Annotated in this window: 19 protein-coding genes and 1 pseudogene; 6 read left to right on the top strand and 14 right to left on the bottom strand. The window is 69.2% G+C overall.

Annotation, left to right across the window (positions count from 1 at the left end):
- Positions 1-37 precede the first annotated feature (37 nt).
- Together rph and OG729_RS24575 are read right to left on the bottom strand one after the other, a co-directional pair.
- Positions 38-775 (bottom strand): ribonuclease PH, encoded by a 738-nt coding sequence (gene rph, locus OG729_RS24580; RefSeq protein WP_360872755.1) that lies wholly within the window; start codon positions 773-775, stop codon positions 38-40.
- 211 nt (positions 776-986) lie between these two features.
- Positions 987-1,220 (bottom strand): PTS glucose/sucrose transporter subunit IIB, encoded by a 234-nt coding sequence (locus OG729_RS24575; protein ID WP_360872758.1) that lies wholly within the window; start codon positions 1,218-1,220, stop codon positions 987-989.
- 242 nt (positions 1,221-1,462) lie between these two features.
- On the opposite strand from OG729_RS24575, the gene OG729_RS24570 reads away from it, so the two are divergent.
- Together OG729_RS24570 and OG729_RS24565 are read left to right on the top strand one after the other, a co-directional pair.
- On the top strand, positions 1,463-2,761 hold the full coding sequence (locus tag OG729_RS24570; protein WP_405808108.1) for a PTS transporter subunit EIIC: 1,299 nt from the start codon (positions 1,463-1,465) through the stop codon (positions 2,759-2,761).
- A 286-nt stretch (positions 2,762-3,047) separates the two neighbouring features.
- A complete protein-coding gene (locus OG729_RS24565) occupies positions 3,048-4,316 on the top strand; it encodes a PTS transporter subunit EIIC (protein ID WP_360872764.1) in 1,269 nt (422 codons plus the stop codon).
- Positions 4,317-4,395: 79 nt separating this feature from the next.
- Here the strand turns inward: OG729_RS24565 and OG729_RS24560 are convergent, their stop codons facing one another.
- The gene (locus OG729_RS24560; protein ID WP_360872767.1) at positions 4,396-5,148 is read right to left on the bottom strand and encodes an MBL fold metallo-hydrolase; all 753 of its coding nucleotides are present in this window, start codon (positions 5,146-5,148) and stop codon (positions 4,396-4,398) included.
- Between the two features lie 179 nt (positions 5,149-5,327).
- Between OG729_RS24560 and OG729_RS24555 the strand changes: the two genes are divergently transcribed.
- Entirely contained in the window at positions 5,328-5,789 is a 462-nt protein-coding gene (locus tag OG729_RS24555; protein ID WP_360872770.1) for a type II toxin-antitoxin system PemK/MazF family toxin, read from the top strand.
- A 397-nt stretch (positions 5,790-6,186) separates the two neighbouring features.
- Here the strand turns inward: OG729_RS24555 and OG729_RS24550 are convergent, their stop codons facing one another.
- The 7 genes from OG729_RS24550 to clpS form a co-directional block, all read right to left on the bottom strand.
- Positions 6,187-7,137 carry a PLP-dependent cysteine synthase family protein gene (locus tag OG729_RS24550; RefSeq protein ID WP_405808107.1) on the bottom strand — a complete coding sequence of 317 codons (951 nt, stop codon included), beginning with the start codon at positions 7,135-7,137 and terminating at the stop codon, positions 6,187-6,189.
- Positions 7,137-7,415, bottom strand: a complete 279-nt coding sequence (locus OG729_RS24545) for a MoaD/ThiS family protein (protein WP_360872774.1) — start codon at positions 7,413-7,415, stop codon at positions 7,137-7,139. The genes OG729_RS24550 and OG729_RS24545 overlap by 1 nt, the downstream gene beginning before the upstream one ends.
- Before the next feature lie 88 nt (positions 7,416-7,503).
- Positions 7,504-7,620: a putative leader peptide gene (locus tag OG729_RS24540; protein ID WP_360872777.1), complete on the bottom strand. Its 117-nt coding sequence runs from the start codon at positions 7,618-7,620 to the stop codon at positions 7,504-7,506.
- A gap of 80 nt (positions 7,621-7,700) precedes the next feature.
- Entirely contained in the window at positions 7,701-8,123 is a 423-nt protein-coding gene (locus tag OG729_RS24535; protein WP_405808106.1) for a Mov34/MPN/PAD-1 family protein, read from the bottom strand.
- A gap of 162 nt (positions 8,124-8,285) precedes the next feature.
- A complete protein-coding gene (locus tag OG729_RS24530; protein ID WP_405808105.1) occupies positions 8,286-9,722 on the bottom strand; it encodes an amino acid permease in 1,437 nt (478 codons plus the stop codon).
- Positions 9,723-10,074: 352 nt separating this feature from the next.
- Positions 10,075-10,668, bottom strand: coding sequence for a DUF2017 domain-containing protein (locus OG729_RS24525; RefSeq protein WP_360872785.1), 594 nt, complete (start codon positions 10,666-10,668; stop codon positions 10,075-10,077).
- Complete coding sequence (gene clpS, locus OG729_RS24520) at positions 10,668-10,982, bottom strand: ATP-dependent Clp protease adapter ClpS (protein WP_360872788.1); 315 nt, start codon at positions 10,980-10,982, stop codon at positions 10,668-10,670. The genes OG729_RS24525 and clpS overlap by 1 nt, the downstream gene beginning before the upstream one ends.
- An 80-nt stretch (positions 10,983-11,062) precedes the next feature.
- On the opposite strand from clpS, the gene OG729_RS24515 reads away from it, so the two are divergent.
- Together OG729_RS24515 and OG729_RS24510 are read left to right on the top strand one after the other, a co-directional pair.
- A complete protein-coding gene (locus OG729_RS24515; protein ID WP_360872791.1) occupies positions 11,063-12,391 on the top strand; it encodes a nicotinate phosphoribosyltransferase in 1,329 nt (442 codons plus the stop codon).
- Positions 12,392-12,653: 262 nt separating this feature from the next.
- Positions 12,654-13,241: a nicotinamidase gene (locus OG729_RS24510; RefSeq protein ID WP_360872794.1), complete on the top strand. Its 588-nt coding sequence runs from the start codon at positions 12,654-12,656 to the stop codon at positions 13,239-13,241.
- 200 nt (positions 13,242-13,441) lie between these two features.
- Here the strand turns inward: OG729_RS24510 and OG729_RS24505 are convergent.
- Positions 13,442-13,744: pseudogene (locus OG729_RS24505) on the bottom strand (hypothetical protein); the annotation flags it as partial.
- A gap of 122 nt (positions 13,745-13,866) precedes the next feature.
- Positions 13,867-16,284, bottom strand: coding sequence for an immune inhibitor A domain-containing protein (locus OG729_RS24500; RefSeq protein WP_405808104.1), 2,418 nt, complete (start codon positions 16,282-16,284; stop codon positions 13,867-13,869).
- A gap of 372 nt (positions 16,285-16,656) precedes the next feature.
- Here OG729_RS24500 and OG729_RS24495 point away from each other — a divergent pair, with 372 nt between their 5' ends.
- Positions 16,657-17,001 (top strand): hypothetical protein, encoded by a 345-nt coding sequence (locus OG729_RS24495; RefSeq protein ID WP_405808103.1) that lies wholly within the window; start codon positions 16,657-16,659, stop codon positions 16,999-17,001.
- Here OG729_RS24495 and OG729_RS24490 read toward each other — a convergent pair.
- Entirely contained in the window at positions 16,990-17,715 is a 726-nt protein-coding gene (locus tag OG729_RS24490; protein WP_405808102.1) for an RDD family protein, read from the bottom strand. The genes OG729_RS24495 and OG729_RS24490 overlap by 12 nt on opposite strands.
- A 169-nt stretch (positions 17,716-17,884) precedes the next feature.
- Positions 17,885-19,438 carry an RDD family protein gene (locus OG729_RS24485; protein WP_405808101.1) on the bottom strand — a complete coding sequence of 518 codons (1,554 nt, stop codon included), beginning with the start codon at positions 19,436-19,438 and terminating at the stop codon, positions 17,885-17,887.
- Between the last annotated feature and the right edge of the window lie 87 nt (positions 19,439-19,525).

The following is a 19,525-nucleotide window of genomic DNA, read 5'->3' as shown; positions in this document are numbered from 1 at the left end:
TCCTACGACGCCCGATGGGGCGTTCTTGGTTGCTTCTTTACCCTTCGAGTGTGTGCTCGAGGGCATCGCGCTGGAGCGCGGCGAGGTCGGCGCAGCCGCCCGTCGCCAGGTCGAGCAGTGCGTTGAGCTCCTTGCGGTCGAAGGGCTCGGCCTCGGCCGTGCCCTGGACCTCGACGAAGCGGCCGTCGCCGGTGCAGACGACGTTCATGTCGGTCTCGGCCCGCACGTCCTCCTCGTAGCAGAGGTCGAGCAGCGGGGTGCCGTCGACGATGCCGACGGAGACGGCGGCGACGGTCCCGGTGAGCGGCTTGCGGCCGGCCCTGACGAGCTTCTTGTTCTGGGCCCAGGCAACGGCGTCGGCGAGGGCGACGTACGCGCCGGTGATCGCCGCGGTGCGGGTGCCGCCGTCGGCCTGGAGGACGTCGCAGTCCAGGACGATGGTGTTCTCGCCGAGAGCCTTGTAGTCGATGACGGCGCGCAGCGAGCGGCCGATGAGGCGTGAGATCTCGTGCGTCCGTCCGCCGATCTTGCCGCGTACGGATTCTCGGTCGCCGCGGGTGTTGGTGGAGCGCGGAAGCATCGAGTACTCCGCGGTGACCCAGCCTTCGCCGCTGCCCTTGCGCCAGCGCGGGACGCCTTCCGTGACGGAGGCGGTGCAGAAGACCTTGGTGTCGCCGAAGGCGATGAGGACGGAGCCCTCGGCGTGCTTGCTCCATCCGCGTTCGATGGTGATGGGGCGGAGCTGTTCGGGGGTGCGGCCGTCGATTCGAGACATGGCGTCGAGCCTAGCGGCTGCGCGGGAGGGCCCCGCTCCGGGCGGAACGGGGCCCTCTCGACGCGGGCTCAGCGACGCGGTCAGCGACGCGGTCAGCGACGCGGGCTCAGCAGCTGGGGGCTTGGGCTGGGACCGGTGCCGGGGCTGGGGCCGAATCCGGGGTCGCGGCTGGGACCGAGGCCCGCGGCTGCGGCCGAGACGTGCGCCGAGGTCACATCATGTCTTCGATGTCCGCCGCGATCGGGTCGGCGTCCGTGCCGATGACAACCTGGATCGCGTTGCCCATCTTCACGACGCCATGCGCCCCGGCGGCCTTCAGCGCGGCCTCGTCGACCTTGCTCGGGTCCACGACTTCGGTACGGAGGCGAGTGATGCAGCCCTCGATCTCCTCGATGTTGTCGATCCCACCGAGCCCGGCGACGATCTTCTCAGCCTTGCTGGCCATGTCTGTCTCCCTGCGTTCCAAGAGCGCCCCCGCAGGGCGCTCAGCGCTGCCTCGGCCCACCAGTTGGCCCGTTTTGTCACGGTAACGCACGGTCGGACCATCTTCACTAGCGAGTAACCATCTCGTACCGAATGATGACGATCACCGATGCCCTGTCCTGCGACCGGGGCCCCGGGCCTTACCGCAACTGGTCTACACCAGTCTGCAGCACCTGCCAAACCAGGCATGTTCCGGGAGGACGGATGAGCTCCGACAGCGCTGCCGCACCCCGGCAGAAGCGGTGGACACAGAGCGCCTTCCAGGGCATGCAGAAAATGGGCCGCAGCCTGCAGCTGCCGATCGCCGTCCTCCCGGCGGCCGGCATCCTCAACCGGCTCGGCCAGCCCGATGTCTTCGGCGCGGAGGGCCTCGGCTGGGACGATGTCGCCAAGGTGATGGCCGGCGCGGGCGGCGCGCTGCTGGACGGCAACCTCGGCCTGCCGCTGCTGTTCTGTGTCGGCGTCGCGATCGGCATGGCCAAGAAGTCCGACGGCTCGACGGCGCTCGCGGCAGTGGCGGGGTTTCTCGTCTACTACAACGTCCTGCGCCAGTTTCCCGAGGACTGTGTGGGCGGGGCAAAGGCGGCGGCCCTGGGCTGCCAGGCACCCGACGGATCGGTCGAGGCGTTCACGTACCAGAATCCAGGTGTCTTCGGCGGCATCGTCATCGGCCTGCTGACCGCCTACTTCTGGCAGCGTTTCCACCGCACCAAGCTGGTGGACTGGCTGGGCTTCTTCAACGGCCGCCGACTGGTCCCGATCATCATGTCCTTCGTCGCGATCGGCGTCGCGGTCCTCTCCGTGTGGGCCTGGCCGCCCCTTGGCGACGCGCTCGAGAATTTCAGCGACTGGCTGGTGGGTCTGGGCGCCTGGGGTGCGGGTCTCTTCGGTCTCACGAACCGGGCGCTGCTGGTGATCGGCCTGCATCAGTTCCTGAACGTGCCGATCTTCTTCCAGTTCGGCAGCTACACCAAGCCGGACGGCACGGTCGTGCACGGCGACATCACCATGTTCCTGGCGGGCGACCCGAACGCGGGGCAGTTCACCACGGGTTTCTTCCCGATCATGATGTTCGCGCTGCCGGCCGCGGCGCTGGCCATCACCCACTGTGCCAAGCCGCACCGCCGCAAGGAGATCGGGGGCCTGATGCTCTCGGTCGCCCTGACGTCGTTCGTCACCGGCATCACCGAGCCGATCGAGTACTCGTTCCTGTTCGTGGCGCCACTGCTGTACGCGATCCATGCGCTGCTGACCGGCGTCTCGATGGCGCTGAGCTGGGCTCTCGGCGTCAAGGACGGCTTCAGCTTCTCTGCGGGCCTGATCGACTACGTCATCAACTGGGGCCTGGCGACGAAGCCTTGGCTGATCATTCCGATCGGGCTCGGCTTTGCGGTGGTGTACTACGCGATCTTCCGGTTCGTGATCACGAAGTTCAACATCCCGACGCCGGGGCGCGAATCGGAAGAGGTCGCGGAGGAAATGGAGCGGGACGTCACCAAGTGATCCCGCACGGGATTCCGTGCGGGATCCCACACATTTGGGCCCCGTAGCCCTCCCGTAACGCCCCATAAGGCCCTTGGACCAGTCGTCCGAGGGCCATATGTCGTGCATTTCGCACTATGGCCCAGCCCACAGGAATCACTGGTTCCTTATCTCGCCTTCACGTGCTACAACAGGTCTACACCACTCAGTGGTGTAGACCACGCGGCCGTCGCCGCGTTCCCCTTTGAGACGCCGCCCTCCCCGTGTTATGCCCCCTCGGCGGCGCCTTGCCCATTGGAGGAAGTTGATGTCCACGGCTAGCGCCGCCCCCGCGGCGGACAAGAAGAAGACGGGCGCCGGCGCGATGGCTGTCATGCAGCGCATCGGCCGCAGCCTCATGCTGCCGGTCGCGGTGCTGCCCGCCGCCGCGCTCCTGGTGCGTTTCGGCCAGCCCGACATGCTTGCCAGGGACTCGTTCCCGACGTTCATCACCAAGATCGCCGGGTACATGGCGGCCGGCGGCGACGCGATCCTCGCCAACATGGCGCTGCTGTTCGCCGTCGGTATCGCGATCGGTTTCGCCAAGAAGTCGGACGGCTCGACCGCACTCGCGGCCGTCACCGGCTATCTGGTCTTCAAGAACGTGCTGGCCACGTTCACCGACCCGAACCTGGACAAGGTCGCCAAGGTCGTCGACGGCAAGATCGTCATGACCGAGGCACCGGTGGACGCCAAGGTCCTCGGCGGCGTGGTGATGGGCATAGTCGTCGCCCTGCTGTACCAGAAGTTCTACCGGACCAAGCTGCCGGACTGGGCCGGCTTCTTCGGCGGCCGCCGTCTCGTCCCGATCCTCTCCGCCTTCGCGGGCCTGGTCATCGGCATCGTCTTCGGCCTGATCTGGCCGGTCCTCGGCACGGGTCTGCACAACTTCGGTGAGTGGCTGGTCGGCTCCGGCGCGGCCGGCGCGGGCATCTTCGGTATCGCCAACCGTGCGCTGATCCCGATCGGCATGCACCACCTGCTGAACTCGTTCCCGTGGTTCCAGGCCGGTACGTACGAGGGCAAGAGCGGCGACATCGGCCGCTTCCTCGCCGGTGACCCGACCGCCGGACAGTTCATGACCGGCTTCTTCCCGATCATGATGTTCGCCCTCCCGGCGGCCTGTCTCGCGATCGTCCACTGTGCCCGCCCGGAGCGCCGCAAGGTCATCGGCGGCATGATGTTCTCGCTCGCGCTCACCTCGTTCGTCACCGGCGTGACCGAGCCGATCGAGTTCACCTTCATGTTCATCGCGCCGGTGCTGTACGCGATCCACGCGGTGCTGACCGGTGTCTCCATGGCGCTGACCTGGGCGCTGGGCATGAAGGACGGCTTCGGCTTCTCGGCCGGTGCGGTGGACTTCTTCCTCAACCTGGGCATCGCGTCCAACCCGTGGGGTCTGGCGCTGGTGGGGCTCTGTTTCGCGGCGGTCTACTACGTGGTCTTCCGCTTCGCGATCATCAAGTTCAACATTCCGACGCCGGGCCGCGAGTCCGACGAGGAGCTTGCGGAGCTGCAGAAGGCGGAGGCCAAGTAAGCCTCGCGCATCCGGACCGAAGCCCTGTCTCTCGTACGGGAGACAGGGCTTCGGCTGTTGAGGCGTCGTATGGGCAGACCTAGACGTCGTAGACCGCGCCCGCGTGTGCGATCTGGGTCGGGCCGTCGTAGACCAGACGCGCGTCCGCCAGGGTCTGCTCGGCGTCCGTCCACGGCGGGATGTGGGTCAGCACGAGCCGGCCGACGTTCGCGCGCTGCGCTTGGGCGCCGGCCTCGCGGCCGTTGAGGTGGAGGCCGGGGATGTCCTCCTTGCCGTACGTGAAGGACGCCTCGCACAGGAAGAGATCGGCGCCGGCGGCGAGTTCCTGCAGCGGCTCGCAGACGCCGGTGTCGCCCGAGTACGTCAGGGTCTTGCCGCCGTGCTCCAAGCGGATGCCGTACGCCTCGACGGGGTGGCTCACCCTCTCCGTACGGACGGCGAACGGGCCGATCTCGAAGCTGCCGGACTTCAGCGTGTGGAAGTCGAAGACCTCGCTCATGGAGGAGGCGGAAGGGGTGTCCGCGTAGGCGGTGGTCAGGCGCTGCTCGGTGCCTTCCGGGCCGTAGACCGGGAGGGCTCCGCACCGGCCGCCGTCGTGGCGGTAGTAGCGGGCCACGAAGTACGCGCACATGTCGATGCAGTGGTCCGCGTGGAGATGACTGAGAAAGATGGCGTCGAGGTCGTAGAGACCGACATGACGCTGCAGCTCGCCGAGGGCGCCATTGCCCATGTCGAGAAGCAGCCGGAAGCCGTCGGCCTCTACGAGGTAGCTCGAGCAGGCCGATTCCGCGGACGGGAACGACCCCGAGCAGCCGACGACGGTGAGCTTCATGGAGCCGGAACCTCCGTTACGGGGAGGGCTGGGGGAGGGTCGTGCGGTCTGTTGAGCGTAAGGCGCAAAAGGATGGGTCGCTTCCCCGGGGCGGGCCGTTGTGGGAGAACTCACCTGCTCTGTCACCGGTTCGGGCGTTCGTGGTGGGGGGCGCGGGGGCGCGCCGGTACGGTCTGGGTATGGACACGTCATGGTGGCTCGCTGTGTGCGCGGTGGTGGTGGTCGCGCTTGTCGCCGCGGTGGCGGACGGCCGCGGCCGCGGCTCGCGCCGCCCACACGGCCGGACGCGCCCGCCGGGCCGCCCCACGGGCCCTGGTCGGGCCCCGAAGCAGCGGCCGAAGCCGGGCGAAATCTGGTGGGCAGACGTGCCCTACGAGGACGGACCGGGCTCGAAGGACAGGCCGTGCCTGGTGCTTACGGTACGCGGCCGGACGGCGCAGGTCGCGAAGATCACGAGCAGGTACCGCGACGAACGGCCGGGCGTGATCTCACTGCCACCGGGGACGGTGGGGGATGCGCGGGGCAGGCCGAGCTTTCTGGAGACGGATGAGCTGCGGGACGTGGCGGTGTGGGAGTTCAGGCGGCGGGTGGGGGTGCTGGACCCGACGGTCTGGGACCAGGTCCGCCACCTGTCGCCTTGAGCGCGTTTTCCCCACCCCGCCCTTCCCCATAACCGGGGGCAGGCCCCCGGCGCGGCCTCGCGCGCCGGGACCGGTCTCACGGACAAGGACCCGAGTGACGAAGGCCGCGGCGCGAAGTTGCCGTGGAGGTCCGGCCCCTGGGGCGGTGGCACGCCCCGGAACCCAGGGCTGCGCACGCTTCGCGGCGCGCGGCTCGGGCAGGGATCCCGCTGCTTCGGGCTGCGGCAGGTCGACGCACTCCGCGCCGGCCGGCCGGACACCGGGTCGAGGCGGCCGCCCCGGAGCAGACCGCGGACGAGACCCCTGAGGCGGCTCCCGGGACCGGACCCGATGCCGCCCCGTCCCGGAGCCCGAGCCGGAGGCCGACCGCAGGGGGGCCTCGGCAAAGCCCGCCCGCCTACGCCCAGAGCTGGCCCTGCAGTGCTTCGATCGCCGCCTCCGTCGTCGGCGCCGTGTAGACGCCCGTCGACAGGTACTTCCACCCGCCGTCCGCGACCACGAACACGATGTCCGCCGGCTCGCCCGCCGCCACCGCCTTCTTGCCGACGCCGATCGCCGCGTGGAGCGCCGCTCCCGTCGAGACGCCCGCGAAGATGCCCTCCTGCTGGAGGAGTTCGCGGGTGCGGGTCACCGCGTCCGCCGAGCCGACCGAGAAGCGGGTGGTGAGGACCGAGGCGTCGTACAGCTCGGGGACGAAGCCCTCGTCCAGGTTCCGCAGGCCGTAGACCAGGTCGTCGTAGCGCGGCTCCGCGGCCACGATGCGGATGCCGGGGACGTGCTCGCGCAGGAAGCGGCCGACGCCCATGAGCGTGCCCGTCGTGCCGAGGCCCGCCACGAAGTGGGTGATCGACGGGAGGTCCGCGAGGATCTCGGGGCCGGTCGTGGCGTAGTGCGCGCCCGCGTTGTCCGGGTTGCCGTACTGGTAGAGCATCACCCAGGACGGGTTCTCGGCCGCCAGTTCCTTCGCGACGCGGACCGCCGTGTTGGAGCCGCCCGCCGCCGGGCTGGAAATGATCTCCGCGCCCCACATCGCCAGGAGCTGGCGGCGCTCCTCGCTCGTGTTCTCCGGCATCACACACACAATGCGGTAGCCCTTGAGCTTCGCCGCCATGGCGAGGGAGATCCCGGTGTTGCCGGACGTCGGCTCGAGGATCGTGCAGCCCGGCGTCAGCCGGCCGTCCTTCTCCGCCTGCTCGATCATGTGGAGCGCCGGGCGGTCCTTGATCGAGCCCGTCGGGTTGCGGTCCTCGAGCTTGGCCCAGATGCGGACCTCCTCCGAGGGCGACAGCCGCGGCAGTCGGACCAGCGGAGTGTTGCCGACCGCTGCCAGCGGGGAGTCGTAACGCATCAGCGCATGCCACCGGCGACGGCAGGAAGGATGGTCACGCTGTCGCCGTCGGCGAGCTTGGTGGAGATGCCGTCGAGGAAGCGGACGTCCTCGTCGTTCAGGTAGACGTTCACGAAGCGGCGCAGCTGGTCGCCGTCGACGATGCGCTCCCGGATGCCGTTGTGCCGGGTCTCGAGGTCGGTGAAGAGCTCGGCGAGAGTGTCCCCGCTCCCCTCGACGGCCTTCGCGCCGTCGGTGTACGTACGGAGGATGGTCGGGATGCGGACCTCGATGGCCATGACATGGGCTCCTGTCGGGAGTGTGGCGGGGTTGCGTAAGTGCGCGCGGCTCAGGCCCCCCGCGCAGGGGGTGGTGCGGTCGATGCGCTCAGAGCGCAGCGCGGGCCGTACACATCGCGCTGGCGAGGCGGCACAGGTCGACGTGCAGCCGCGCCACGAGCAGCACGGTGCTCGGCGTCCTGTCGCTCACGTCATGGGGAACCATGCGGTCATCGTAACGATTCCCCGTCCGGGTTCCGGAATGTGATCTCGCATGATGGACAGAACCGGCCCACTATGTGGGCGTCAGTACGCCGCGACGACCTTGACCTCCTCCTCGGTGACCTCGCCCTCCACAATGCGGAACGAGCGGAACTGGAAGGGGCCGGCCTCGTCGGCGTCGGCGGTGGAGACCAGGACGTAGTGCGCGCCGGGCTCATTGGCATAGGAGATGTCCGTACGCGACGGGTATGCCTCGGTCGCGGTGTGCGAGTGGTAGATGACCACCGGCTCTTCGTCGCGGTCGTCCAGCTCCCGGTAGAGCTTCAGCAGATCTGCCGAGTCGAACTCGTAGAACGTGGGCGAACGGGCGGCGTTCAGCATGGGGATGAAACGCTCGGCGCGGCCGCTGCCCTCGGGGCCCGCGACCATGCCGCAGGCCTCGTCGGGGTGGTCGGCGCGGGCGTGCGCAACGATCTGGTCGTACAGAGCCTGGGTGATGGTCAGCATGAGCGACAGAATAAACATCGAGTCAGGAGGGGCCGACGCGATGGGGGTCCCCCCGGACGGAGTCTGGGGGAGGGTCAGGCAGGGTGGCGGCGGGCGACGGGAGGGCAGACCTGTACCGAAGAGCGGTACAGGCCTGCCCGGATGCTGGACCGGGGTCCAGCGTCAGCGCTTGTTGAAGGCCGCACCCTCGGGGTTGCGGGACTTGAGCACCAGGTAGGTGACGCCGAGGATCAGGGCCCACAGCGGCGCACAGTACAGCGAGATCCGCGCGTCCTTGTCGACGCCCATCATCACGATGACCATGCCGATGAAGAGCAGTGCGAACCAGCTGGACCAAGGGGCGCCGGGAGCCTTGAACGTGGACTGCGGCAGCTCGCCGCGGTCCGCCTTGGCGCGGTAGCGGATCTGGCAGACCAGGATCATGATCCAGGCCCACATGCCCGAGATGGTGGCGAAGGAGACGACGTAGTCGAACGCCTTGCCCGGGGCTACGTAGTTGATCCAGACGCCGACCAGCATCAGCGCGGCGGAAACCGTGGTGCCGATCAGTGGCGTGCCGCTCTTCGTCAGCTTGGTGAAGAACTTCGGGCCCTGGCCGTTGAGCGCCAGGTCGCGCAGCATGCGGCCGGTGGAGTACATACCGGAGTTGCAGGACGACAGGGCGGCGGTCAGAACGACGAAGTTCACGATCGCGGCGCCGACGCCGAGGCCCATCTTCTCGAAGGCCGCGACGAACGGGCTGACGCCCGGCTGGAACTCGGCCCACGGGACGACCGACAGGATCATGATCAGCGCGCCGATGTAGAAGACGGCGATGCGCCACGGCACGGTGTTGATGGCCTTGGGCAGCGTCTTCTCCGGGTCCTTGGACTCGCCGGCGGTGACGCCTACCAGCTCGACCGCGAGGAAGGCGAACATCACGATCTGCAGCGTCATCAGCGTGCCGCCGATGCCCTCGGGGAAGAAGCCGCGGTCGTTCCAGAGGTTCGACACGGTCGCGGTGTCGGCGGCGTCGGAGAAGCCGATGGTGAGGATGCCGGCGCAGATGAGGATCATGCCGACGATGGCCGTCACCTTGACCATCGAGAACCAGAACTCCAGCTCACCGAAGAGCTTCACGGAGATCAGGTTCGCGGCGTACAGAATGACCGTGAAGATCAGCGCGTACGCCCATTGCGGGAAGCTGTCATGGGTCCAGAAGGACATGTACTGCGCGGCCGCGGTGACCTCGGTGATGCCGGTGACGACCCAGAAGAGCCAGTACGTCCAGCCGGTGACGAAACCCGCGAAGGGGCCGACGAACTCGCGCGCGTACTCGGAGAAGGACCCCGAGACCGGGCGGTACATCAGCAGCTCGCCCAGCGCCCGCATGATGAAGAAGATGACCAGGCCCGCGATGGCGTAGGCCAGGATGAGGCTCGGTCCGGCCTTGGAGATGGCCTTGCCCGCGCCGAGGAACAGGCCGGTGCCGATGGCACCGCCGATCGCGATCATCTGGATCTGACGGGCACCCAGTCCGCGCTGGTAGCCCTCGTCCGCGCCTGCGGACCCCGCGGCCTCATTGCCGTCGTGTTGCTCGTCGACCTGCAGTGAGGTCATGGTGATGCGCCCTTTCTCCATGCTGATCCGCGTCCGCAGCAACTGCCGCGCGACTGCGGATCAGGTCCTGATCCCCCCGGATGTGGATGGAGTGCTACCGGCGGTCAGCCGGTCCAAGCGCCCCCGGGGACATGGGTGGCGTCCCCGGGCGGTCGTGAAGATTTATCACGGTTGCAACAGCGATGAGCCCAGGCGCTGTGGCGCACGCCACAGAAAGAAGCGGACAAAATTCCATCGGCACGGCAAAGCATGCCGATGCGGTGACGTGATCGTTATCCGGATTTGAGTGTCCGTTGAGCGAACGGCAGAGCGAACAACAGGGGGGACGACTCGGGACATCCAGGGGGACGACTCAGGACATCAGGGTCTCGACGAGCGTCTCCTGGAGCGCGCCGAGCCAGAGATACGCCATCACCATCGGCTTGCGCGGATCGGAGTCCGGCAGCCGGTACAGATCGTCGTTCTCGTCCTCGTCGGTGACCTCGAGCCGGGTGCCGATGGTCAGCCTCAGGTCGTTGAGCGCGCCGAGCCAGTGCAGACAGTCGTCGGCGGTCAGCTTGAGCACGGCGCCGCCCTCGCCGACCGCGGTGAGGGAGTCGAGGGTGCGTACGAGACACAGCGCGTCGTCGCGTTTGCGGGAGCGCAGGTCCTTCTCGGTGAACCGCCTGAACTCCGCGGAGGCGGCGCGCAGTTCCTCGTCCGCCTCGTCGGCGTCGGGGCCTGCGTACGCCTCCGGGAAGAGCCGGGCCAGCGCCGGATCGGCGGGCGGCTCGCTCGGACCTTCGGCGAAGAGCGCGGCCAGCGGGTCCTCTCCCTCGACCGGCTCGTCGCCCGGCCCGATCAGCTCGAGCAGCTGCACGGCCAGCGAACGCAGGATGGAGATCTCGACCTCATCGAGGGCGACAGCGGCGCCGCCGCCGGGGATCGGCTCGAAGTGCCCCGACATCAGCCGCGGTCCTGGGAGAGGGTCGCCCACAGGCCGTAACCGTGCATTGCCTGCACGTCACGCTCCATCTCCTCGCGGGTGCCGCTGGAGACGACGGCGCGCCCCTTGTGATGAACGTCGAGCATCAGCTTGTGCGCCTTGTCCTTGGGGTAGCCGAAATAGGCCTGGAAGACATAGGTGACGTAGCTCATCAGGTTGACCGGGTCGTTGTGGACGAGCGTCACCCACGGCACGTCGGGCTCGGGTACGGCGAAGGTTTCCTCGGCCGACTCAGGGCGTTCGATCTCTGTGGGAGCAACACTCACCTGGTCCATGCTGCCACCCGACAGGGCTCATCGCACAAACGACCCGCACATCTCGTCACTTTGACGAAATGTGCGCTAGCATCGTCGCCATGAACACTGCGGACCTTGGCCTGCCGGTGGATGTTCCCTCGACAGCGCTCTTCACGGACCAGTACGAGCTCACAATGCTCCAGGCGGCACTTCGGGCCGGGACGGCACACCGCCGCTCCGTCTTCGAGGTCTTCACCCGCCGACTGCCCGAAGGGCGGCGGTACGGCGTCGTTGCGGGCACCGGCCGGGTCCTGGACGCCGTCGAGAACTTCCGCTTCGACGCGGGCGTGCTGGGCTTTCTGCGCGCACAGAAGATCGTCGACGAACCGACGCTGCAGTGGCTCGAGTCGTACCGCTTCAGTGGCGACATCTGGGGCTACCCGGAGGGCGAGGTGTACTTCCCGGGCTCCCCGGTCCTGCGGGTCGAGGGAACCTTCGCCGAGTGCGTGCTGCTGGAGACGGTGGTGCTCTCGATCCTCAACCACGACTCGGCGATCGCGGCGGCGGCATCCCGGATGCACACGGCCGCGGCCGGGCGCCGGCTGATCGAGATGGGCGCACGGCGTACGCACGAGCTCGCCGCGGTCGCCTCGGCCCGTGCGGCGTACGTCGGCGGCTTCGATTCCACCTCCGACCTGGCGGCCGGCTTCCGTTACGCCATCCCGACGGTGGGCACCAGCGCACACGCGTTCACCCTGCTGCACGACAGCGAGCGCGACGCCTTCCAGGCGCAGGTGGACTCGCTAGGGCGGGGGACGACTCTGCTGGTCGACACGTACGACGTGGCCGAGGCGGTGCGCGCGGCGGTGGAGATCGCGGGTCCCGAGCTCGGCGCCGTACGGATCGACTCCGGGGATCTGCTGCTGGTCGCGCACAGGGTGCGGCAGCAGTTGGACGCGCTGGGCGCGCGCAACACCAAGATCGTCGTCACCTCGGACCTGGACGAGTACGCGATCGCCTCGCTGGCCGCGGCGCCGGTGGACGCGTACGGCGTGGGCACGCAGCTGGTCACCGGCAGCGGGCACCCCACCTGCTCGATGGTCTACAAGCTCGTGGCCCGCGCCCAGTCCGCCGACCCCACGGCGCCGCTGCACGCCGTGGCGAAGAAGTCGCTGGGCGGGAAGACCTCGGTGGGCGGCCGCAAGTGGGCCGCGCGGCGACTGGACGCGGACGGGGTCGCCGAGGCGGAGGTGATCGGTGTCGACGCCGTGCCGGACGGGCTCGCGGACCGGCAACTGCTGGTCGAGCTGATCAAGGGCGGCCAGATCGTGGCACGCGAACCGCTGGACGCCGCGCGCGAGCGGCACATCACGGCGCGGGCGGGGCTGCCGCTGTCGGCGATGCAGCTCTCCAGGGGCGAACCCGTGCTGCCCACGGAGTACGTGTGACCGCCCCGGGAAGCCCTCTCCCGCAGGGTGGGCGAAGTCTCCAAGCGGTGTCGGGGAAGTCCGGGTGGGGAAAGGAGCGGGTCGAGGGCCGAGTCTGGCAAGGCGGAGGAAGGAGTCCACGCGGAGCGTCGGCGACTGACGACAACGCAGCCAGGCGACAGCCATCGGCCCGCGACGCCGCCCGGACTTCCCCGGGGCCGCTTAGGCTCAGTACATTCGCTTGCCGGTCTCCCCCACCGATCCCCATCGAAGGACACCTGTCATGCACCGCGCATTGATCGTCGTGGACGTTCAGAACGACTTCTGCGAGGGCGGCAGCCTCGCGGTGAGGGGGGGTGCCGATGTCGCCGCCGCCATCACGGACCTGATCGGCCAGGCCGCACCGGCCGGCTACCGCCATGTGGTGGCCACCCGCGACCACCACATCGAGCCCGGCGAGCACTTCTCGGACCACCCGGACTATGTGAACACCTGGCCGCCGCACTGCGTGGCGGGCACGGAGGGCGTCGGCTTCCATCCGAACTTCGCCCCGGCGGTGGCTTCGGGGGCGATCGACACGGTCTTCGACAAGGGCGCGTACGCGGCGGCGTACAGCGGCTTCGAGGGCACGGACGAGAACGGCACGACGCTGGCGCAGTGGCTGCGGGCGCGCCAGGTCACGGAGGTCGACGTGGTCGGCATAGCGACGGACCACTGCGTACGGGCGACGGCGCTGGACGCGGCGCGGGAGGGCTTTCGCACGCAGGTGCTGCTGGACCTCACCGCGGGTGTGGCGGAGGCGACGACGGAGCGGGCGCTGGAGCAGCTGCGGGGAGCCGGCGTGGAGCTGTCCGGCAAGCCGGTGGTGTGACCCGGGGGGCCTGCTCCTCTACTCGACCTCCCCCTGAGCTTCGCCGGGGAGTCACCCGCTGAAACTCAGCCCCTGGTGGTCCCCCGGACGAAGTCCGGGGGAGATTGAGGCGCCGGGTCCGGCGCGGAGGCCCAGTTCGGGAAGGGCCGGGGTGGGGAGCAGACCCGCGCACCCGGCTCCCGCGCCGCCGGACCGCCCCGCGGCGGGCTGAGCAGCGTCCGTATCGGATGCCACAGCTCGTCGTGGTCCTCGGGCGTCGTGCGCCACAGCAGGCCGTCCGGATGGTGCAGTACCGCCGTGATCTCGTCCGGCGTCGGCGGCTCCGCGTTGCCCCGCAGATACACCGCCCGCAGGCCCAGGTTCCGCAGCCGCGTCAGCGCCCTCGCGCGGTTCACCGCGTGCACCAGGAAGCGCACCGTGCTGCCGTCACCCACCGGGCTGGGCAGGCTCAGTGCGACCACCACGCTGCCGTTCGGCAACTTGCAAAAACCTCCGCCGGGCATGCTGAACCACTCCCCCGTGAGATGGCGTGTCAATAAGGGTCTGCAAGACGCACCTAAACACGATCGGCCGCCGCCCGCTAGAGGGCGACGGCCGATCGTGCTCTGACCTGCGGTTATACGAATTACTTGGTCGACGGACCGACCTTGACCGTGATCGTATCGCCGCTCAGCGGCTCCCGCACGACCGTGATCTTGGTGTTGGTGTCAGTAACCTTCACACCGGCGGTCGGGTTCTCGGCGAACCAGTAGACGCCCTTGCGGTCGTCGAAGACCGGGTTCCCCGCCTGCGGCTTGATCCGCAGGGCCACGTCCGCCTTGTGCAGCGTGAAGCCGTCCGTCGGCCGCAGGCTGAACGGCGAGTCGAAGCTCTGGATCTTGTTCCGCATCACCGTGCCGTCAGCCCACTTCAGGGCCTTCGGGTGCGCGTCCACCGGCAGGACCAGACCCTGACCCGGGTGCTGGCTGGTGTTGTTGTCCTTCTGGGAGGTGTCCCAGTACCAGATCATCAGGCCGTTCTGGTACGGGTAGTGCTCGACCCAGGCGTCCTTCGGAGCCTTGAAGCCGAAGTTGTACGGACCGACCTTGAGGGTCTTGTCGTACGACACGTACTGACGGTTCTCGGCCAGGTAGTACTGCTCGTACTCCTTGGTGAAGGACTCACCGATGCGCGAGAAGCCCTTCGCGGTCCAGCCCGCGTCGTCACCCTCGGCGTTGTCGGTGAACAGCGGCGTGCCGTCCGCCACCACGCTCAGCGCGTCGGCCGCGAAGCCCTTGCCGCCCGCGCCGCCGTCCGTCTGGTAGCGGAAGCGGACGTCGACCTTCTTGCCCGCGTAGGCGTCCAGCGAGTACGCCAGCTTCTTGTACGCGCCCGAAGCACCGGTCAGCGCCGGCTTGTCGGACGAGTCGCGGGTGATCGGCTTGCCGTCGGCCGTGCCGTCCACCGGCGTCCAGTCGGCGCCGCCGTCCGTCGACACCTCGGCGTAGAGGTAGTCGTAGTCGGCCTCGATGTCCCACCAGCCCGAAAGCTCAAGGGACGCCTTGGACTTGCCGGTGAGGTCGACCGAGCGGGTGAGGGTGTTCTTGAGGTTGTCACCCATGTCGCTCCACCACTGCTTGGAGCCCTCGGCGGGCTTCACGACAGACGTGGTGACGGCCTTCTTCGGCAGCTCGACGACGAGCGCCTGCGGCTTCTTGGTGTTGTACTCCGCCACACCCAGCGTGTGGGTGGACTTCGTCGCCGCCTTGGCCTTGGTGTAGTTGAGCCAGCCCAGCTGCAGCTTGTCCCAGGCGTTCATGTCGCCCGGCAGGTCGCCGATGGAGTCCTTGCCGGTGCCGAGCCAGGAGCCGGCCGACATGAGGGTCCAGAACCCGGTGGAGTTCTCGCCGCCGCCCGAGGTGTCGTAGTGGTCGGGCAGACCGAGGTCGTGACCGTACTCGTGGGCGAAGACACCGAGGCCGCCGTTCTCGGGCTGCATGGTGTAGTCGCCGACCCAGATGCCGGTCGAGCCGATCTGGGTACCGCCGGCCTTGTTGTTCGCCGGGCCGGTCTTGCCGGCGTCGGTGCCGTAGGCGTACCAGCGGTGCGCCCACAGGGCGTTGGTGCCTTCGACGCCGCCGCCCGCCGACTCGTCCTCGCCCGCGTGGACGATCTGGAAGTGGTCGATGTAGCCGTCGGGCTCGTTGAAGTTGCCGTCGCCGTCGAAGTCGTAGCGGTCCCAGAGGTCGTACTTGGACAGGTCCGCCTTGATCTGCGCGTCCGTACGGCCCTTGGCCTTCTGGTCCGCGGCCCAGGCGGTGACGCCGTCCTTGACCGTGTCCCAGACATTGGAGCAGTTGGTCTGGCCGCAGTAGTTGGAGCCGTATCGGCCCTCGTTGTAGTCGACCTTGACCCAGTCGGCGACCTCGCCGTCGACCGAGTAACGACCCGAGGAGGTCTTCTCGTAGAAGGTCTTCAGGGAGTGCTTCGGCTGCCCCTTCTTGTCCTTGCCGGTGCCGAAGTACAGGTCCTGGAAGTGCTGCCGGTTGTAGTCCGCCTGCCAGGCCGTGGAGTTGTCGACCTTACGGTCCGGCTGGGCGATCTTGTTGTGCAGCGGGCCGGGCGCGCCGCCGTACTTCTTGACGGGGGGCTTGGGCCCTTCCGGGCCGTCCGGGTCGAACATCGTGGTGTCGTCGACCTTGTCGCCGAACTCCACCAGGATGGTGAAGATCTTGTCCGTCTTCTCCCGGCCGAGTTCGACGTACTTCTTGTCGCCGAGCTTCACGACCTTGGACGCGCCGCGCTGCTGCACGGTCGCGTCGCCGGCTATGACCTGCTCCAGCGCTGCTTCGCGCTGCTGGTCCTGCTGCTTGCTGAACGGGCCGTCGAGGTCGTGCTCGACCTGGCCCTGGCGCGGCGCCGGGTCATGGCGCTCGATCCCGGCCGGGCTCGACGACCTCTGGTTGTCGGCCTGGGCGCTACTGAACGCCGAGGCCGACGCGGTGGTCGCGGCCAGGGCCACGAGCACCGCGGACGCTCTGATCGTCCTTCGCTTGGTGGTCACTTGATGTTGTCCTCCCCCGCGCTCCGTCGCCGCGGACCGGATGTGGGGTCGTCCGCGCGCGGTGTGCGCGTCACAAGTGACGACATTCGACCGGAGTTACCGGAGAAAAGACAGACCTTGACTTGCACAGAGCAACTGCACTATGCGTGAGCACAGTTCCGTTATCCGGACGTGGAACGAATCGGACAACGGGCGCACCCAAGGGGACAGTTGCCCGAACGAATGACTCAATGCGCCCCCCATGCACCGGCACCGTGGGTTAGGTCACGCTTACCGCCGGTTCCTCCCGGGCATCCACCGTCGTAGAGTCATTTGTCAGTGCGACCGAGTTGAGAGACACCCCCCGACAATGTCCCGAGGACGGATACCGTCATGCCGCGTCCGACTGCCGCACAGCTCGCCTACGGTTCGGCGACCGTCGTCTTCTCGACCCTCGCCCTGCTGCTGCTCACCCGTACCACCCACGTCCTGGGAGTCGCCGCCATAGGCGCCGCCTCGATGGCGATCGGACTGGTGGTCGCCGCCGCCCTGCCGATGGGCAGGACGCGAAGGGCACAGACGGCGAAGGCGACGCGAACGGTCCGTACGAACCATCCCGCCGCCTCCGCCATCTCGGCCACGGCCGCCTCCGCGGACGGTCTCACCACCCGGGTGCCCGCGGCCCGTCCGCGCACCGGGGCCGAGGCCCTGGCCGCCGAACACTCACTACGCCGCTGACACCACCACCGTCTTGCCCGCCTTGTCGTGCAGCCCCTGCTTGTACGGCTTGTCGCTCAGGATCGTCAGGATGATGACGAGCCACCAGAGGCAGAAGCAGCACACCCACGCCGGCACCCAGAGCACCACGGCGCGCATCAGCGCGGAGGGTGTGTCGGGCACGCTGCCGTCGTTGAGCATCGCGACCCGGATCTTCATCAGGTGCTTGCCGACGGACTGCCCGTCCCTCTTGACCATGATGGTGTCGTAGGCGACATACACGGCCAGGGAGATCAGCGACCAGAGCCACTGCCTGCCGGTGTTCACCTGCCTGGTGATCTCGTCCCAGGTGTCGCCGTTGTCCGTGGTCACGTGCCATCCGCCGCCGAGCAGCGAGAGCAAGAACAGCGGCACGAAGATGATGAGAGCGTCGATGACGCGGGCGGCGAAGCGCCTGCCGAAGTCCGCGAGCGGCGGCATCCCGGCGAGCGGGTCCGCGCCGCCGTACCCGCCGCTGAAGGCGCCCGGATCGTACGGAGGGGGCTGGCCGCGACCACTGTCGGACGGGCCTGAGCCCCCGTAGGGCGAGCCGGGCGGGGGGCCCTGGCCCGGTGGGGGGCCCTCTGGCGGCGGGGGCTCCTGCGGACCGCCCGCCGGCGGCGTCGGTTCCTGCGGCTTCTTGAGGAAGGGGTCGTCCTCGGGCGGCTCGCCGGGCGGCGGCTGGTCGTTGCTCATGGGGGCAGTGCATCCCGCCCCGGGGGCCCCCGCAACGGCTCGCGCGCCGTTCGGGGGAACCCTGGCCGGACTTCCTTGCCCGACTTCTTGCCGGGCTTGCTTGCCCCACTTCTTGCCCGACTCCTGGCCGGACTTCCTCGCCCGGCCCCGGTGGACTCCTGCCGGGGGGTCAGCTCGTCACGAAGGTGTGGGCCGTCTTGTCGTGCCAGCACTGCCGCCACGGGCGGTCGAACAGGCACCACAGCACATTGAGCACACCGACCACGAGTACGCCGAGCACTCCGTAGACCAGCCAGCGGCGCAGCGCCGCCCCGAACGACGGCGGCTCATGGGACTCGATGTCCCAGACCCTGATGCCGCAGAGCTTCTTGCCGAGGGTGCGGCCCCACTTGGCGGTCGGCAGCGCCTCGTACAGCACGCCGAGGACCAGCAGGGCGCCCAGGACGATGCCGAGCTGACCGGCGGTGGTGGAGTCGACCAGCCAGACGGTGACCGTCTCGCCCGACTGCTTCGCCGCCTCGATCTTCTCGTCGATATGGTCGCGCGCCTGCGATACGACCGGTACGGCGACGGCGCCGACGAGCGCCCCGAGCAGCAGGGTGTCGATCAGCCGGGCGGCGAGGCGCTTGCCGAGAGAGGCGGGGCGGGCCGCCGCCTGGGCCTGGGCGGCCTGCAGGAAGGGGTCGTTGACCGGCGGCTTCCAGGGCGCTACCGGCTGCTCGCCCTCGGGGCCGGTCCTGGCGAGCTGGTGGACCTGCTGCGCCCAGGAGGCCGAGCCGCCGCCGGGGCCGTCGGTGACGGGAGTCTGGGACTGCGCGGGCGCCTCGGGCTGCGGCTGGGCGGGTGCCGGGGGCTGCGGGCCGCGCTGGGCCGGAGTCTGCGGCGGGGTGGGCGCGGTCGGTGCGCCCGGTGCGCCCGGCGTCATGGACCGGACCGACAGCAGGCCTTCGGCCTGCCCGGCGGCGCCCGTGGGCAGACCACGGCGCATGGCGCGGATCGCGCCGGTGCTGTCGACAGGCGGCTGAGGCTGGGGCCGGCGGGCGGACGGCTCGCCCGTGGGCGCTGCCGCCGAGGGGTCAGCGGCGCCCGAGGCGGCGGACGCACCCTGGCCGGGGCGCAGCGGACGGATGGCGACCGTGCCGTCGACGGGCGGCTCGCCCCCGGCGGACGGAGCGAGGGAGCGTACGCCGGGCAGGGCGCCGCCGGTCGGGTCGGCGGGCGTGCCCGACGCGGCAGGACGGCGCGGGTCTGCGGGCGCACCGGAAGCACCCGGAGCACCAGAGGTGCCCAAGTCGCCCTGGGTTCGCGGGTCCTGGCCGCCGCCCGTTCCTCCCGTACCGCTGGCGCCGCTGGCGCCGCCCCAGGAGACGCGGCTGTCGCGCTCGCCGCCGAAGCCGGTCTGCCGCGAGGTGTCGGCCTGCCAGGCGGTGGCCGGCTCGGGGCGGGACGGCTCGTCGCTCGGCTCCTCGTCGAGGAAGACCGGACCGGTCTCCTCCAGGGGAGACGGAGCCGGGGCGGGCACCGGCCCCTGGCTCGCGGCGGACGCGGATGCCGCCGAGCCGGGCGCCGCGGGCATCGCCTCGCCCGTCTTCGGCGCGGGGCGGCTCGTTCCGGGCACCCACGCGGCACCGTTCCAGTACCGGACGTATCCAGGGATGGATGGGTCCGGGTAGTAGCCGGGCGTGGGACTGCCGTCGCCTGTGGCCGGGGTTGGGGCGCTCATCACCGTGGTCCCGTATCTCCTCGAGAGCCGCAATACAAGGCACCACATCTATCAGACGCTCGCGTACCCCCGGGCCGGTCCTGCCGT

Source organism: Streptomyces sp. NBC_00210, assembly GCF_045160975.1.
In the GTDB taxonomy this organism is placed as follows: domain Bacteria; phylum Actinomycetota; class Actinomycetes; order Streptomycetales; family Streptomycetaceae; genus Streptomyces.
The sequence above is the reverse complement of the archived record's forward strand: the minus strand, read 5'-3'. Positions and strand labels throughout refer to the sequence as shown.